15 protein-coding genes are annotated in these 15,413 nt (G+C 64.6%); 11 read left to right on the top strand and 4 right to left on the bottom strand.

Annotated features, from left to right (window positions below; genetic code table 11):
* Positions 1-68 precede the first annotated feature (68 nt).
* Both FQU96_RS13380 and FQU96_RS13375 read right to left on the bottom strand, forming a co-directional pair.
* Complete coding sequence (locus FQU96_RS13380; protein ID WP_146541773.1) at positions 69-1,196, bottom strand: tetratricopeptide repeat protein; 1,128 nt, start codon at positions 1,194-1,196, stop codon at positions 69-71.
* A gap of 40 nt (positions 1,197-1,236) precedes the next feature.
* Entirely contained in the window at positions 1,237-2,154 is a 918-nt protein-coding gene (locus tag FQU96_RS13375) for a Ku protein (protein WP_146541772.1), read from the bottom strand.
* 240 nt (positions 2,155-2,394) lie between these two features.
* Here FQU96_RS13375 and FQU96_RS13370 point away from each other — a divergent pair, with 240 nt between their 5' ends.
* From FQU96_RS13370 to FQU96_RS13360, 3 genes are all read left to right on the top strand, one after another.
* A complete protein-coding gene (locus FQU96_RS13370) occupies positions 2,395-3,345 on the top strand; it encodes an ABC transporter ATP-binding protein (RefSeq protein WP_146541771.1) in 951 nt (316 codons plus the stop codon).
* A gap of 2 nt (positions 3,346-3,347) precedes the next feature.
* Positions 3,348-4,115 (top strand): ABC transporter permease, encoded by a 768-nt coding sequence (locus tag FQU96_RS13365; RefSeq protein WP_146542166.1) that lies wholly within the window; start codon positions 3,348-3,350, stop codon positions 4,113-4,115.
* Positions 4,116-4,271: 156 nt separating this feature from the next.
* Positions 4,272-4,994, top strand: coding sequence for a hypothetical protein (locus tag FQU96_RS13360; protein ID WP_146541770.1), 723 nt, complete (start codon positions 4,272-4,274; stop codon positions 4,992-4,994).
* 27 nt (positions 4,995-5,021) lie between these two features.
* Here FQU96_RS13360 and FQU96_RS13355 read toward each other — a convergent pair whose 3' ends face one another.
* Positions 5,022-6,434: a carotenoid oxygenase family protein gene (locus FQU96_RS13355; protein ID WP_146541769.1), complete on the bottom strand. Its 1,413-nt coding sequence runs from the start codon at positions 6,432-6,434 to the stop codon at positions 5,022-5,024.
* Positions 6,435-6,537: 103 nt separating this feature from the next.
* Between FQU96_RS13355 and FQU96_RS13350 the strand changes: the two genes are divergently transcribed.
* The 8 genes from FQU96_RS13350 to FQU96_RS13315 all read left to right on the top strand — a co-directional run bounded on the left by FQU96_RS13350 (position 6,538) and on the right by FQU96_RS13315 (position 14,425).
* Complete coding sequence (locus FQU96_RS13350; protein ID WP_146541768.1) at positions 6,538-7,545, top strand: LysR family transcriptional regulator; 1,008 nt, start codon at positions 6,538-6,540, stop codon at positions 7,543-7,545.
* Positions 7,546-7,659: 114 nt separating this feature from the next.
* Positions 7,660-8,541: an alpha/beta fold hydrolase gene (locus tag FQU96_RS13345; RefSeq protein ID WP_146541767.1), complete on the top strand. Its 882-nt coding sequence runs from the start codon at positions 7,660-7,662 to the stop codon at positions 8,539-8,541.
* Between the two features lie 113 nt (positions 8,542-8,654).
* Positions 8,655-9,629: a VOC family protein gene (locus tag FQU96_RS13340; protein ID WP_146541766.1), complete on the top strand. Its 975-nt coding sequence runs from the start codon at positions 8,655-8,657 to the stop codon at positions 9,627-9,629.
* A 228-nt stretch (positions 9,630-9,857) separates the two neighbouring features.
* Positions 9,858-10,667, top strand: coding sequence for a helix-turn-helix domain-containing protein (locus tag FQU96_RS13335; protein ID WP_146541765.1), 810 nt, complete (start codon positions 9,858-9,860; stop codon positions 10,665-10,667).
* Between the two features lie 232 nt (positions 10,668-10,899).
* Positions 10,900-11,805, top strand: coding sequence for an alpha/beta fold hydrolase (locus tag FQU96_RS13330; RefSeq protein ID WP_255468021.1), 906 nt, complete (start codon positions 10,900-10,902; stop codon positions 11,803-11,805).
* Positions 11,806-11,892: 87 nt separating this feature from the next.
* Positions 11,893-13,104 carry an MFS transporter gene (locus FQU96_RS13325; protein WP_146541764.1) on the top strand — a complete coding sequence of 404 codons (1,212 nt, stop codon included), beginning with the start codon at positions 11,893-11,895 and terminating at the stop codon, positions 13,102-13,104.
* Positions 13,105-13,192: 88 nt separating this feature from the next.
* A complete protein-coding gene (locus tag FQU96_RS13320; RefSeq protein ID WP_146541763.1) occupies positions 13,193-14,209 on the top strand; it encodes a magnesium and cobalt transport protein CorA in 1,017 nt (338 codons plus the stop codon).
* 63 nt (positions 14,210-14,272) lie between these two features.
* Positions 14,273-14,425, top strand: a complete 153-nt coding sequence (locus FQU96_RS13315; RefSeq protein WP_146541762.1) for a hypothetical protein — start codon at positions 14,273-14,275, stop codon at positions 14,423-14,425.
* Between the two features lie 18 nt (positions 14,426-14,443).
* Here FQU96_RS13315 and FQU96_RS13310 read toward each other — a convergent pair whose 3' ends face one another.
* On the bottom strand, positions 14,444-15,406 hold the full coding sequence (locus FQU96_RS13310) for a tripartite tricarboxylate transporter substrate binding protein (RefSeq protein ID WP_146541761.1): 963 nt from the start codon (positions 15,404-15,406) through the stop codon (positions 14,444-14,446).
* Between the last annotated feature and the right edge of the window lie 7 nt (positions 15,407-15,413).

The raw sequence follows: 15,413 nt of genomic DNA, 5'->3' as shown, positions 1-15,413 counted from the left end.
GCGTCAATCTGACTGATATAGAAAAGAATATATTCCCTCATTAAAAATATGCTTAAATATATCAACCTTTACCCAGTCTGAGCCTGTTTCTGCCTGATCCGCATGCGGCACAGCGCGGCGGCGCGGCGGGCCGTGCTGGCCTGGCCGGATTTCGGCGCCAGTTCCAGGAAACGTTCCCATGCCGCCAGCGCCTCCTCGCAACGATCGAGCTTGGTCAGCAGCAGCGCCAGGTTGTAGTGGGCATCGGCGAATTCGGGCTGCGCCTGCACGGCGCGGCGATACTCGGCGATGGCGAGATCCTCGTGCGCCTCGTCCTCGGCCGCCATGGCGAGATTGTACCAGGCCTCGGCAAACGCCGGGTCGCGGGCCACCGCGATCTGCCAGGCGATCTTCGCCTCGGCAGCGCGCCCCTGCGCGTCAAAAACATTGCCGAGGTTGAACGGCAGGACCGGATCGCCGGCGTCGGCACGCATGGCCGTCGTGTAGAGGCTCTCGGCCGTCGCCAGATCGTTGTCCTCTTCCGCCAGCTCGGCCGCCGCCACCAGTTCGTCGATGCCGCGAACGTCCTGCTCCAGCCGCATGGTGAGCTGGCCGCTGAGCTCGGCGAGCTGGCCGCCCAGTTCCCGCACCAGTTCGCCGGACGGTCCCTCGGTCAACCGCGCTTCGGCAAGATGGCTGCCGCGGCGCCCCAACGTGACCGAGGCGCCCAGGATCTGGCCCAGGTCGATACCGCGTGTCAGCAGGCGGCCGACCTCGCGCGCGGCCACCACATCGCGGTAGGCAAAGCGGGCCTCGACCGGCTCGAGCACGTCGAACAGGGCGAGACACGCCACCAGCGTCGGCGTCAGCCCGGCCAGGCGCTCGATTTCCGCCGAGGCGAGGCTGCGGTCGACGTCGGGCGGCGGCCCCAGGAGTCCCAGCCGCCGGCGCAGTTCCTTCTCGCTGATCAGTATCGCCGATGCCGGCAGGCCCACCGGCAGGCGCACGCGCCCATCGGCCAGCACATGGGATGTGGCGGAATGACCGACGGCGATGACCGTGACGCGCGTGCTGGGCTTGCTGCTGAGCTTGCCGCCGCGCAGGCGTACCAGCTGGTCGAGTCGACGCCGCGTCAGGCCCTGCGCGCGCCCGAACAGGAATACGGTCTGTTTGGCCAGCGCCTGGCCGGCTTCGGCCGAATCGCCGCCTGGTGCCATGCGGGTCACTCCCCGCCAGAGGGGTGCAGGCGCGCAGCCCTCAGCGGGCTGCCTTGCGCGCCTTGGGCTTGCGGATCGTCTCGGCGCCGGCGGCTACCTTCTTCTCGGCTGCCGCGGGCTTCTTTTCAACCGCGGCCGGCTTCTTGCTCGGTGCCCGCGGCCGGCGGACGTCGTTGGCATCGGCGCCCTCCGCCTCAAGGCTGCGCTTCAGCGCATCCATGATGTTGACGACGTTGGTCGGCTCAGGCGCCTCGGGCACCGAGAAAACCTGGCCCGCCTGCTTCGCCTTCAACAGGTTGACGACGGCTTCCTCGTAGCGGTCCGTGAACGTGGCTGGCTCGAAGTGTCCCGACTTGCGGTCGATGATCACTTCGGCGATCTCCAGCATCTCGGCCGGCAGCTTCACCTCCGTGATGTCGGCGAAGTATTCCTTGTCCTGCCGCACCTCGTAGGGGAAGCGCAGGGTCGTCGCCATGATGCCGTTGTCGCGCGGCTGCAGCATCAGCATGCGCTCGCGCCGGTTCAGCACGATGCGCCCGATGCCGACCACCTTCTTGTGCGCCATGGCATCGCGGATGACGGCGAAGGCCTCCTCCGCCACGCGGTCATCCGGCGCCAGGTAATAGGCGCCGTCGAGGTAGATCTGGTCGATTTCCGACTGCGGGACGAAGGTCTCGATCTCGATCAGCTTGGTGCTCTCGATCTTGAGCGCCTCCAGGTCGGCGTCCTCGACCATCACGTACTGGCCTTTGCTGACCTGGTAGCCCTTGACGCGATCGGCCGGATCGACCGGCTCCTCGGTGACCGAATCGATCATCAGCTGCTTCAGCCGATTACCGGTCTTGCGATGCAGTGTGTTGAACGAGACCCGCTCGGACGTCGACGTCGCGTTGTAAAGAACGACGGCGCAGGACACGAGCGACAGCCTGAGATAGCCCTTCCACGAGGAACGCGGCATCGGAAGCTCCGCAGTCACCAACCCGGGCCTTCTTTGATGGCGGCCCTGGGACCCAGCGTCAACCCTAATCATACAACACACAGGGAGTCCAGTAATCTTTCAATATTTTCAATTATTTCACATAGAAATTTAATCCAATCTCTCAGATACGAATCATTCCCTTGACCTCAAGTGGGCTTGATCATTTAGGTTCGCCTCCCCCTCGCCTGTCAGGCGCCTTCATCGGGCCGGAGACATCCCCTGAACACCACCAGCGAAGCGTCTGCATCGCCTGCCATTTCTGTCCGCGATCTGTGCAAGACCTACGCGTCCGGTTTCGAGGCCCTCAAAGGGGTCAGCCTCGATATCCGCCGCGGCGAGATCTTCGCGCTATTGGGCCCCAACGGCGCCGGCAAGACGACCTTGATCAGCATCATCTGCGGCATCGTGCGCGCCACGGCGGGCAGCGTCACGGTGAACGGCCACGACATCGTCACCGGTTGGCGGGCCGCCCGCGCGAAGATCGGTCTGGTGCCGCAGGAACTGACGATCGATTCGTTCGAATCCATCCGCGCCACGCTCAATCTCAGCCGCGGCCTGTTCGGCAAGCGGGCCAATCCGGACTACGTCGACAAGGTGCTCAAGGATCTGTCCCTGTGGGACAAGCGCGACAGCAAGCTGATGACGCTGTCGGGCGGCATGAAGCGCCGGGTGTTGATCGCCAAGGCCCTGGCGCACGAGCCGCAGATCCTGTTCCTCGACGAACCGACCGCCGGCGTCGATGTCGAACTGCGGCGCGACATGTGGGACCTCGTGCGGGAGCTGCGCGCCACGGGCGTCACCATCATTCTCACCACCCACTACATCGCCGAGGCCGAGGAAATGGCCGACCGGGTCGGCGTCATCACCAAGGGCGAGCTGACCGTCGTGGAGGACAAGGCCGTGCTCATGCGCAAGCTCGGCCGTAAGCAGTTGATCCTGCAGCTTCAAGGCCGGCTTGAGCGGGTTCCCGCCGAACTCGCGGCGTACCAGTTGGACCTGTCGGCTGACGGCAGCGTGCTCACCTACACCTACGACACAGCCGGCGAGCGGACCGGCATCACCTCCCTGCTGGAGGACCTGGCCGATGCCGGGATCGGCTTCAAGGACCTGCGGACCGAAGAGAGTTCGTTGGAAGACATCTTCGTCAGCCTGCTGAGGGAACAACCATGAGCATGAACCTTCATGCCGTCCGCGCCATCTATACCTACGAGATGGCGCGCACCGGTCGCACTTTGCTGCAGAGTATCGTCTCACCGGTGCTGTCGACGTCGCTCTACTTCGTGGTCTTCGGCGGTGCCATCGGCACGCAGATGCCACAGATCCACGGCGTTCCCTACGGCGCCTTCGTCGTACCCGGCCTGGTGATGCTGCTGTTGCTGACCGAGAGCATCTCCAATGCCTCCTTCGGCATCTATTTCCCGAAATTCGTCGGCACCATCTATGAAGTCATGTCGGCGCCGGTGTCGGCCCTCGAGATCGTGCTGGGCTATGTCGGCGCCGCCGCCACCAAGTCGATGATCCTGGGCGTGATCGCGCTGGTGACCGCCAGCCTGTTTGTGCCGCTGCCGGTCGCCCATCCCCTCGTGATGGTGCTGTTCCTGGTGCTGACGTCGGTGACCTTCAGCCTGTTCGGCTTCATCATCGGCATCTGGGCCACCGGCTTCGAAAAGCTGATGCTGGTACCGACGCTGATCGTCATGCCGCTGACGTTCCTGGGCGGCAGCTTCTATTCCATCGACGTGCTGCCGCCGTTCTGGCGAACGGTGACCCAGTTCAATCCTGTGGTCTACCTGGTGAACGGCTTTCGCTGGAGCTTCTTCGGCATCGCCGATGCCGGGATCGGGGTCGGGCTCAGCCTCGCCATGACGTTCGCCTTCCTCGCCGTCTGCATGGCCATCGTGACGTGGATGTTCCGCACCGGCTATCGGCTGAAGGCGTAACGACGACGGGTGCCTCGGTTACCGGTCGCCCACATCTCAAAATATCCCTTATGGAAACGATGAGAAGTTCAAATTAGTCGCGGATCAGGCCTGCCGGCATGATTGGGTACCCACTTAGGCGCACTGCGGATCGCCGGATGCGCCCAGAGGCTGACCATGATCCTGTTCGGCGAACACTGGTTCGAATCCGCCTCCAGCATTCAGGCGAAGCTCGGACCGATCGTGGTGCGCGCCGACGGCATCAAGGACGAGCGTAAGGCCAAGCAGTACGTTGCTCAGGTCGTCGGTCTCCTGCGGGCGCTGGAGGCTACGTACAAGACCGGCAAGGCGGTCATGACCGCCATTCGCATGCGCAACCGCCCGGTGCTGGTCTTTCCCTACGACTTTCAGGCCGGCCCGAGCAACGCCTGGGCCCGACGCAGTTGGGGCATGTTCACGGCCACGGTGTCGTTTACGCCGCTGGTGATCAGCGCCGCTTCGCGCTGCAACGAGGACGGATGCGATAACTCGCCTCCCAGTGCGCCTTTCCAGGTGATGCTACACGAGCTCGTGCACGTTGCCCGTGCGGTGGCAGGCAAGTTGCCCATGTTCAGCCTGGACGACGCCGAGGAAGAGATGGCGGTCATGGTCACCAACATGCTCTCGGAGGAGAGCCGTCGCGACCTGATGACGGACTATTATGTCGGTAACCCCGTTGCGGTCACGAGCGACCTCGCCGTCTTCTCGCGCGAGTATTTCGAGGATAATGCCGACATGATCGGACGGTTCTGCCGCGAGAGCAAAGACCTGGCGTTGCGGCTAGCGCAGGTGCCGACCAAGTTCAATCCGCCCCGACAATTTTTCAACACGACGACACCAAAACCGCGATCAGGACGGTAGAAGCCGGCGGCTGCAGGCATCACCACGTCAGTGCGCGAAGAAGTTGCCGTGGAAGCCGAACGGGATGACTGCCGGCGCATATGCCCGCGCCCGCTCGCGCAGCGTTTTGGCATCGAGCACCAGCAGAAATGACGTACCGCGCCCGGCGTCGAGAACCACCGACAACAGCACGCCGTCGTCTTCGGCACGGGCGTCGGGTGCGGCGACGAACACCGGCTCGCCGGCGTAGCAACCCGTTTCGTGCCAGCTCCTCGCGCTGCCGCTGTCGGCGTCGATCTTGACGACCGTGTCGATGAAATCGCCGGTCGAGCCGGCCCCGTAGACCCAGCGATGCCGCTCGCCGGCGACCTGGGCATAGTTGATCCGGGGCAGTTCGAGCGCAGCCGCCGACAACCGCTGCCGTTTGACGGTTCCCGCACCCAGGGAAATCGAAAAGCGCGTCAGATGACCGGTGGCTCTCGATGGTTGGCCCGAGCGCAATCGCTCCAGGCGGAACTGGTCCACGACATCGGCATCGGCGAACACCACGGCATCGACGTGCAGGAGGTCGCCGTCCTGGAACGCATTCACATGGTGGAAGCCGAAACAAGCGTCGGTGGTTGTGTCGCGCACGATCGCACCGCCGTCCTTGGCCACCACCACCAGCCTGAGGCCGCGTTCGGGCACCCAGGCGTAGTTGCGGATGAACGGTTTGCCGGGAAACAGCATCGAGAGCGGGTTGACGACCAGCGGCCAGAGCGCCAGCACCAGGTGATCCCGGCTCATGCCGAAACTGTGCAGGTAGGACGGCTGGTCCGTCTCGACGCTGGCCAACACGCTCGTTTCTCCGCTGGGTTCCTGGATCTGCAGAAGCTGAAACCAGCTCGTCCGACCGAAGCGCAACAGCGAATTGTAGGAAAGCCCACGCCGTTGATCGTACACCGGGTGCGCCGTGGTGAGCTGGCCTGCAGCGGCGCCATCGGCGCGGTGGCGGCCTTGTGATCGTAGGCTGATCGGATCGATCGCGATCCGCCACGGCGTTTCCGTCATCGCCATGACCGTGCCGCCGGTACGAACGACGTTGACGTTGCAGTTGTCGGAAATCTTGGGTCGAAACGCACTCATGACCCTGCCGAACAGTGTCCGGCACGGATCTGTGTCGTACTCCCCATAGACGATGCGGCCGTGCGCCTTGGCCGTTCGCGCCGCTTCGCATTCGAGCCAGCGGCTGGCATAGGAAACACCGCCGTTGCCGATCTCGAAGCGATGCAGCATGGCGAGGCCGTCGAACCAGTGCCGATAAGGATCGCGGCCCACCTCGAACTGCGCCGGTCCGTTTCGGATCAGGCTGCCGCAGAGCCAATCGGGAATGTCGCCGGCAACCTCGAGCCGAGCACTCTCGATCTCGCGTGTTGCTGTCGTCAGACCAGCCGCATAGCCGGCCGCCGCCGTGTCGTCCATCACACCACCCTGCTGCACTGCTCGATCGATGATCGGATCGCAGGCCTCAGTTGATAAGCGTGCAAGATCGAATATGATTGTTGCCTAGTCTGAGCTAATTGGTATGGCCGCGCCCCTGCATAGCCCTCTCGACATGCTGGTCTTCGCCAAGGTCGTCGAGTGCCAGAACTTCTCGGTGGCCGCGCGACGCCTTGGCATTTCGCGGTCGGCCGCCAGCAAGCATGTCACCCGTCTGGAGCAGCGGCTGGGTGCTCGCCTGCTCAATCGGACCACGCGCAAACTCAGCCTCACCGAGGCCGGCCGTTCCGCCTTCGCGCATTGCGCGCGCATCGCGGCGGAAGTCGAGGCCAGCGAGCTGGCGGTCCAACCCTTCGTGCGCCGACCGCAAGGCCTGGTGCGGGTAAGCGCCCCCAATGCGTTCGGCCGGCAACACCTGGTTCCGATTCTGCCGGAGTACCTCGCCCGTCATCCCGATGTGTCGATCGAACTCGTTCTGAACGACCGGCTGGTCGACATGGTCGAGGAACGGTTCGACGTCGCCATTTCGTCCTACCCGCTGGCACGCGGCAACCTGATCCAACGACAGTTCGCGCCGATCGACTGGGTGATCTGCGCCACACCGGCATATCTGCGGCGTCATGGAATGCCTGCAGAACCGGATGATCTGGCCGGCCACAACTGCATCTATTTCACATCAGCGGCGGTGCGTGGCGACGTGTGGGTCGTCACACGATCGGGCGAGTCCCGCTCCGTCCGGGTCGGCGGAAACTTTCGCGCCAACAGCAGCGAAGCGGTCCGTGATGCCGCCCTGTGCAATCTTGGGATCGCCTTGCTGCCGACCTTCGCGATCTGGCAGGAAATCACCGCGGGCGCGCTCGTCCGCGTACTGCCACAGTGGACGCCAGAGGGAACGCTGGGCAACAACCTGACGGCACACTTCATCGCCGATCGGCATCTCACGCCCAAGATCCGCACGCTGGTCGATTTCCTGGTCGAGCGGTTCAAGCGTTTCCACCAGACAACGACCGCGGCGGCTGGCGGAGCGCAGGCACGATCACCCGCTGTTCGCCGGCCAAAGACCGTCCCGCGCAAGGCGGCGCATCGCCACTGAGCGCAGCGATTTTCTCCCGGCAAGACAAGGATCGTATCCGCCGCGGCAAAAACCCGGCCCTTGCCACACGCTATGCTGGCCTTCCTGGTCGAGGCACACGGGGAGGAACGTGGCATGTTCGAGGGCTTCCAGCACAAGATCATCAGCATCGACGGTATCGATATCGCCTGCGTCGTGGGCGGATCGGGACCACCGGCACTGCTGCTGCACGGCTTTCCGCAGAATCGCGCCATGTGGGCGCGGGTCGCGCCGCGGCTGGCCGAGCGCTTCACCATCGTCTGCGCCGACCTGCGCGGATACGGCGACTCCGCCAAGCCGACGTGCCTGGCGGATCGATCCAACTATGCGTTCCGCGCGTTCGCCGCCGATCAGCTCGGCGTGATGCGCCACCTCGGTTTCGAGCGTTTCCATGTGGTCGGTCATGATCGCGGCGGCCGCACCGGGCACCGGATGGCGCTTGACCATCCCGACTCGGTCTTGTCGCTCACGGTGATGGACATCGTGCCGACGCACGCCATGTTCATGGCCACCAACCGCAAGGTCGCTGGTGCCTACTGGCACTGGTATTTCCTGTCGCAGCCGGAGCCGTTTCCCGAGCGTCTCATCGGCAATGATCCCGATTTCTTCTACGAGACCTGCCTGGTCGGCTGGGGCGCCACCAGGATCTCTGATTTCGATGCCGAGATGCTCGCCGACTACCGCCGTGCCTGGCGACAGCCCGGCATGGTCCATGGTTCCTGCTCGGACTACCGCGCCGCCGCCAGCATCGACCTCGCGCACGACGAGGCAGACATCGACCGCAAGGTGCTGTGCCCGACGCTGGCGTTCTATGGCGCCGCCGGCGTGATGGCCCAGCTGTTCGACATTCCCGCCCAGTGGCGTCAGCGTTGCGCCGACGTCACGGATGCTTCGCTTCCCGGCGGCCATTTCTTCGTGGACCAGTTTCCCGACGATACGGCCCGCATCCTGCTCGCCTTCCTGGACGGCAAGACCTGATGCCGGATCATTAGCTTCGAGGCGTCAACAATCATGTTCGCTATCCCCGGCTTATCGGTGCGGCACACCGCCATGATCATGCAGCGCTTTTGGGACAATCACGCCGGGGACCCATGTCAACAGATGTCAGCCACCGCGTTCCGGTCCGGTTTGCGCCGCGCCGCCTGGCCCATGCCAACCTGTTCGTCAGCGACCTTCAGGAGTCGCTGCGGTTCTATGTCGAGGTGTGCGGGCTCGCCGAAGTGTTCCGCGAGCCCAGCATCAACGCCATATTCCTGTCGAACGGCAGCTCCCACCACGACATCGCAATCATGGGCATCCAAGACGGTGCCATCGGCGGTTTTGGTCATGGCGCGCGGCCGGGCCTCAATCACCTGGGCTTCGAGATGGAGCACGAGACCGTGCTGGTGGACGCCTACCGGCGGGCGATCGACACGGGCGTCGCCATCAACGTCACCCTGGATCACGGTTTGTCGCACAGCGTCTACGTATCCGACAGCGAACGAAACCTGCTGGAATTTTATGCTGACGCCACTCGGGACTGGCGTGGCTTCTACGCGACGCACCAAGGTCAGATGATCACCAGTCTGTGGAATCCGCTGGCGCAAGTACCGTCGACCGAATCGTTCTACGAACTTGCGTTCGAGGCGCGGTACGTGCCGGCGGCACCGATCCGCCCCCGCCAGATCACCCAGGCCACACTGCTGGTCGAAGACTATGACGCGATGCGCCGGTTTTACACCGACGTTGCCGGTCTCAGCCTCCTGTACGAGGACACTGCCCATCAGAGCGCAGTGTTCGGCGGCACCACCGGACAACCGGCAGTCGCTCTACTCGAGGCCCGCCCGGGTGAAACGCCGGGCCTCCATCACATCAGTTTCGAGGTGGCCGACGGGGCGCACTTGAAGAAACTGCTGGCGTCCTCCGATCGCGGCACGCTTGATGTCGTCCGGACCATCGACGATGGCGACAGGATCGGCATCGCACTACGCAGTCCCGACAACCTGATCGTGGCCTTCCACAGCGACAAGCAACGGTCGGGGTGGACGCCGCCGGCGGGAACCCAGCGCGACCTCTACATGCTCTAGCCCCGGAATCACGTGTCCCTGATACAGCTGTCATCCCGAGCGCAGCGAGGGATCTTTCGACGCATGCGCACCCGTGCGTCACTTTCAGAAGATCCCTCGCTGCGCTCGGGATGACGATCCCGAGTCACACTCTAGCGATAGTCGGTACTAGCCTGGAACAGCGACGTAAGCCTGTCCCCTACCTGGGAGGTAATGGCGTTCGACAGGTCTGTCCGCTAAAGAGTCGTCATGGCGACTCCCGAATATCTTGTTGGCGGACACTTGCGCGAATGGCGGCAGCGGCGGCGGATGAGCCAGCTTGACCTCGCCTGCGAAGCCGGCATCTCGTCGCGACATCTCAGCTTTGTCGAGACCGGCCGGTCGCGACCGAGCCGCGACATGATCCTGCACCTGGCGCGCCAACTCGATATCCCGCTGCGCGAGCGCAATATGCTGCTCACGGCGGCAGGCTACGCCGCCGTGTTCCCCGAGCGGCCGCTGTCGGATCCGGCACTGGAGCCGGCGCGCCAGGCTGTCGAGCTGGTCATTTCGGGCCACGACCCCTATCCCGCGCTCGCCGTCGATCGGCATTGGACGATGGTGTCGGCGAACAACGCCGGCATGCGGCTGTTCGACGGTGTCGATCCGGCCTTGCTGCGGCCGCCGGCCAACGTGCTGCGGCTCTATCTTCACCCGCAAGGCCTGTCCTCGCGCATCACCAACCTGGCGCAATGGCGGCAGCACCTGCTCGGGCGCCTACGCCGCCACCTGCGTATCCGCAAGGACACCGTGCTGTCGGCGTTGGCAGAGGAGTTGTCCGCTTATCCCGCGGGGGACGGTGCCGACAGGGCCAATGGCGCTCTCAACAGCGACCATGCCGAATTCGTGGTGCCGATCGAACTGTCGACCCGCGCCGGGACCCTCTCCCTGTTCAGCACCACCACGCTGTTCGGAACGCCGGTCGACATCACGCTGTCGGAAATCGCGCTGGAATGTTTCTACCCGGCCGATGCCGCCAGCACCGAAATCCTGAAACGCGCCGCAACACCATCGTCCTGAGCGGCTGGGATTTTCAGAAGCGCGGCAGTCCTCTGCGCGAAGCGGCCCGGAGGCGGCCACAAGATTCCTGGCTTCGCTCGGCATGACAGCGAGCAGCGCTGAAATCTCAAACTCTGAGTGAACGAGCGACGACAACATTCGCTCTTACCTCCGATGTCATCGACTCACCGGCGTCCGACGGCCTACTCCCCATAGAAGTGCGAGCATGGCCTTGCCTCCCAGGAGATGTCTCATGGATAGACGAGAGATGCTGCTATCGGCTGCCGTCGCCGGCACCGCGGCGATCGTCACCAACACACGTTCTGCGTCGGCACAGAACAGCAACAGCCAAGATCCTTTCATCCGTGCCAGGGACGGTACCCGCCTCTTCTTCATCGACTGGGGCCAGGGCAAGCCGGTCGTCTTCGTGCATGGCTGGAGCCTGTGCACCGACATCTGGGAGCACCAGACGACGGCGCTGGTGAACGAGGGACTGCGCTGCATCGCTTATGACCGGCGCGGCCATGGCCGATCGGATCAGCCGGGACGAGGCTACGACTTCGATACGCTGACCGACGACCTGGCGGCAGTGATCGAGCAGCGGGACCTGCGCGACGTTACGCTCGTCGGTCACTCGATGGGCAGCCTGGAAGTCGCCCAGTATCTCGCGAAACATGGAACGAGCCGCATCGCGCGGGTCGTGCTGGTCAGCCCCAACACACCCTACATGCTCAAGGCCGCTGACAACCCCGACGGCATCGATAAGAGCGCGTACGATGCCTTCATCGCGGCGCTGCACCAGGATCGCGCCAAATTCCTGGCCGCCGGGATGTCCGGCCTTCTGGGCACCGGCGCTTCACCGGAGATGGCGCAGTGGGCGCTGAGCCTGTTCCTGCGCACGTCGCTGAAGGCCGCCATTGACCTCGTGCGCCTGTTCTCCACGGCCGATTTCCGCCCGCACATGCGCTACTTCACGATGCCAACCCTCATCATTCAAGGCGATCAGGACATGGTGAATCCGCTGCCGCTCACCGGCCGCAAGACGGCGGCGGCGATTGCCGGCAGCCAGCTCAAGGTCTATGCGGGTGCCGCGCACGGGCCGTTCCTCACCGACCGCGATCGCTTCAACCGCGACCTGCTGACATTCGCCCACGGCTGATCCTGCGGTCGAATTCAGCGGCAAGCGGCGGAGTGTTTGACGCTCGCCCCGACTCCACGCTGCGCTGGGTTCAGCGTGGAGGATAGCGTGAGCGTTGCCGTGCCCAATCCGGCAATCACCGAGCAAGGACGTGCATGGCTCGTGGTCGCGGCCGCCTTCATCGGCGGCTTCGTCGTCTTTGGCGTCATGTACAGCTTCGGCGCCTTCTTCATGGCGATGGTGCGCGAGTTCGATGCCAGCCGCACCGCAGCGTCCGGCTTCTTTTCGGCGACCGGCTGCGCCTTCTACATTCTGGGCGCCGGGGCTGGCCATCTCGCCGATCGCTGGGGACCGCGCATCGTCGTGGCCACTGGCGCCGTCGTCATGGGCGGCAGCCTGGTGTTGACGGCATTCATCGAGCACCTGTGGGTCGGCTACCTGACCTACGGAGTCGGCATGGGACTGGGCGCCGCCTGTGCCTATGTGCCGACGCTGTCCGTCGTCGGCGGCTGGTTCACACGGCGCCGGGCCACCGCGCTGGGTATCGCGGCTGCCGGGACCGGCTGCGGCATGCTGGCGGTCCCACCGCTCAGTGCCGCTTTGATCGAAAGCTACGGCTGGCGCCAGGCCGACATCGTGCTGGGCATCGGGTCCAGCGTCCTGCTGGCGTTCTGTGCCCTGGCCGTCCTGGCGCCACCTGTACGGGCAGCGGAACCTGCGGGACGAACACCGAGCCATGTCATCAGGTCGCGTCCCTTCGTCCTGCTCTACCTGTCGTGGGTGCTGGCGACCACCGGCTTGTTCGTGCCGTTCGTGTTCCTGCCGGCGTTCGCCCAGGCACACGGCGCCAGCGATATCGCGGCCGCGTCCCTGCTCTCGCTGCTGGGTGGTGCCAGCGTCCTAGGTCGGGTGGGTATCGGCTCTTTGGCCGAAAAGATGGGATCCGTGCGGCTGTTCAAAACCGGTGTCCTGGTGATGGGCGCCAGTTACGTGCTGTGGCTGGCGTCGCCGGGCTATGTCGGCCTGGCAGTGTTCGCCGTGCTGCTCGGGCTGGGCTATGGCGTGCGCATCGCACTGTTGCCCAGCGTCCTGATCGATTTCTTCGGCCTCAGGAACCAAGGCGCGATCCTGGGCATGTTCTTCACGGCATCCGGTATCGCCACGCTGCTGGGCGCCCTGGTCGCCGGCGCAATCGTGGACCACACGGGCAGCGATCGCTGGGGCATCGTCTTTGCGCTGGCCATGGGTCTGGCCGGCTTTGTCGCCATCCTGCCGCTGAAGGCACACGCCGACGGGGATGGCCGGCATCCCGGTCAGTGAAGCGTCAGCAATATCGAGTTCGTTGGGGTGGGATTGCAGCCGTGCGTTTCGTGGCGCACCATGGCCACAACGAACGGGGAACCCCTCCATGGCCCAACCAGCCCTCTTGCCCGACGACCTCGGGACGCCGAGTGAACCCGGCCTGATCGCGGCAGTGGTCTATGCCGGCGGCCAGAAGATCCGGGACATCGCCATCGATCACGCGCGCGAGTGGGCCAAACGCCCTGGCCACTTCGTGTGGATCGGCCTGCATGAGCCCGAGCCGGCGTTGCTGGCCCGGGTACAAGCCCAGTTCGATTTGCATCCCATGGCGATCGAGGATGCCGAGAACGCCCACCAGCGGCCCAAGCTTGAGCAGTATGGTGCTGCCGTGTTCATCGTCGCCCGCACCGCCCAATTGGTCGACGACCATGTTGCCTTCGGCGAGACACACCTGTTCGTCGGCCGCGGCTACATCGTCTCGGTACGGCACGGTGCCTCGACATCCTACACCACGGTTCGCCAAAGGCTCGAGGCGTGTCCCACCGTGCTGTCGCACGGCGAGCACTACGCGCTCTACGGCATCCTTGATTTCATCGTTGACAGCTACATGCACGTGGCCGAGGCCCTGCATGCCAAGGTCGATGACATCGAAGACCGGGTCCTGACGGCCAACCTGACCCGCAAGGATGTCGAGGTCGTCTACGACCTGCGCCGCGATCTGCTGCGGCTGCGCAACGCGGCAGGCCCGCTGGTCGATGTCTGTCGGCGCCTGGAGCATGCCGAGGTGCTGTCCATCGAACCCAGCATGCAGCCGATGTTCCGCGACGTGACGGACCACGTGCGCAGCGTCGAGTCGGAGATCGACACCCTGCGCGAGGTGCTGGCGTTCGCCTTCGAAGCCAGCATCATGTGGAACCAGGCCGAACAGAACACCACCATGCGCCGCCTGGCGGCATGGGCCGCGATCCTGGCGGTGCCCACCGCCATCGCCGGGATCTACGGCATGAACTTCGAGCATATGCCCGAGCTGAAGTGGGAGTACGGCTACTTCGTCGTGCTCGGCACGATCACAGCGGTCTGCGGCGGCCTGTTCGCCATCTTCCGGCGCTCGAAGTGGCTGTAGCGCACGACGGAACTGGTTCCGCACCGCCGCCGTTGACGTGGCATGGCCGCCGCGAGGTGATCGATGATCCGGAAGCTGAAATCGGGCGACTATCGCCTTTACTCACGCAAGAAGGATCCGCGCAGCGGCAAGCGCCGCAATCTCGGCACGTTTTCGACGCGTGCCGCCGCCGAGCGGCATGAGCGTGCCGTGCAATTCTTCAAGCGTCGCGGATAGACGACAGGCCCTCGCGCCCTACTGTGCGCGAATCCGGGCCGTGTCGACGATGGAGCGCCACTTCGGGACTTCGGCGGCGATCATGGCAGCGAACTCGGCTGGCGTGCTCGCCGTGGCGACGCATCCATAGGTGATGAAACGCTGCTGGATGTCGGCTTGCGCCACGACCTCGCGGATCGCCGCATTCAGCCGGGCGATGACCGCGGCCGGTGTGCCGGCCGGCGCGAGTATCCCGAACCAGACATTGACCTCGAAACCCGGCAACGACTCGCCGATGGGCGCCGCACCCGGCACCAGAACCGATGGCTGGGCACTGGACACACCCAGCAGCTTCAATTTACCGCCTTTGACGCTGGCGGCCATCGTGTCGGATGACGTGGTCAGCAGCACCTTCACCTCGCCGCCGACAACCGCCATGGTCGCGGGCGCCTGCCCCTTGTAAGGCACGTGGACGAGCTTGATGCCGGCGGCACTGGCGAAGAGCTCGGTCGCCAGATGGCCGAGCGAACCTGCTCCCGCCGTCGCGTATTCAAGGCCACCGGCTTGCGTCCTGGCAAACGAGATCAGCTCTTTGACATCGGCAGCCGGCACACTGGCGTGCGTTACCAGAACCAGCGGTGCCAGCGACACCAGGGATACCGGCGCGAAGTTCTTGATCGGATCGTAACCGACATCGGTTTGAATCAACGGCACGATGGCGCTGGGCCCGTTGTTGCCGAAGACGAGCGTGTAGCCGTCAGGCGCCGCATGCGCGACCTGACCGGTCCCGATCGCACCCGCCGCACCGGCCTTGTTGTCAATGATGATCGGCTGGCCCAGGGCTTTCGAGAGCGGCTCCTGCAACGTGCGCGCCATGATGTCGGTCGTACCGCCCGGTGCATAAGGCACGATCAATCGGACCGGCCGATCCGGGTACTGTGCCAGAGCTATCGACGGCACGGCGCATGACAACCATAGAACCCACACCAACCATCTCGGCATGTTGGCC

This window comes from Reyranella sp. CPCC 100927 (assembly GCF_007859315.1).
Classification (GTDB): Bacteria; Pseudomonadota; Alphaproteobacteria; order Reyranellales; family Reyranellaceae; genus Vineibacter.
Note: the sequence above shows the minus strand (reverse complement) of the source record. Positions and strands in the feature narration are given on the sequence as shown.